This window comes from Streptomyces sp. P5F9 (assembly GCF_057961495.1).
Genome location: NZ_JBXVPZ010001010.1, coordinates 1 through 780, shown reverse-complemented (window position 1 = coordinate 780; position 780 = coordinate 1). Strand labels below are relative to the sequence as shown.

The 780-nt window shown below is 70.6% G+C and carries 1 protein-coding gene and 1 pseudogene; both read left to right on the top strand.

The genetic code is table 11. The features are described from left to right. Window positions 1–358: pseudogene (locus AC31A1_RS52130) on the top strand (LLM class flavin-dependent oxidoreductase); the annotation flags it as partial. Window positions 359–398: 40 nt separating this feature from the next. Continuing rightward, window positions 399–749: a metallopeptidase family protein gene (locus AC31A1_RS52125; protein WP_489660030.1), complete on the top strand. Its 351-nt coding sequence runs from the start codon at window positions 399–401 to the stop codon at window positions 747–749. Window positions 750–780: the final 31 nt, after the last annotated feature.

Here is a 780-nt window from a genome sequence, read left to right as displayed (position 1 = left end):
CCCCGCCGACTACGCGACCGGCCTGCACGACATCCAGGAGGCGGCAGCCGCGGCGGACCGCGCCCCCGAGGCCATCACCCCGGCGCTCTTCGTCACCGTACGAATCGACGAGGACCCGGACCACGCGCACCGGGCGACGGACGACTACGCCCGCGCCACCTACGGCATGCACCTCCCGGAACTGAAGAAGATCCAGGCCGTCGTCGCAGGCACCGCCGAGCAGGTCACCGAACGTCTGAACCGGTACGTCACAGCCGGCGCCCGGCACCTGGTCGTCCGCCCGGCCGCCCTGGACCTGCCCGCCCAGCGCGAGCAGATGGAACGCACCGCCGCCCTGATTCCTGACCTGCACGCGTGACCGCAGCCCCGAACCCGCGTTCGTCCCGGACAATGGACCTGTGCTGGAAATGACACGCGAGGCGTTCGAAGAGCTCGTGAGTGAGGCCCTGGACCGGATCCCGCCGGAGCTGACGCGGGTCATGGACAACGTGGCCGTGTTCGTCGAGGACGAACCCGACCCGTCCGACCCCGAGCTGCTCGGCCTCTACGAGGGGACGCCGCTCACCGAACGCGGCGAGTGGTACGCCGGCGTCCTCCCCGACCGCATCTCGATCTACATGGGCCCGACCCTGCGCCACTGCGCGACCACCGAGGACGTCGTCCACGAGGTCGCCGTCACCGTCGTCCACGAAGTCGCCCACCACTTCGGCATCGAGGACGAGCGGCTGCACGAACTGGGCTGGGGCTGAACCCACTCCCGCGACCCGCCCCGCATACCTG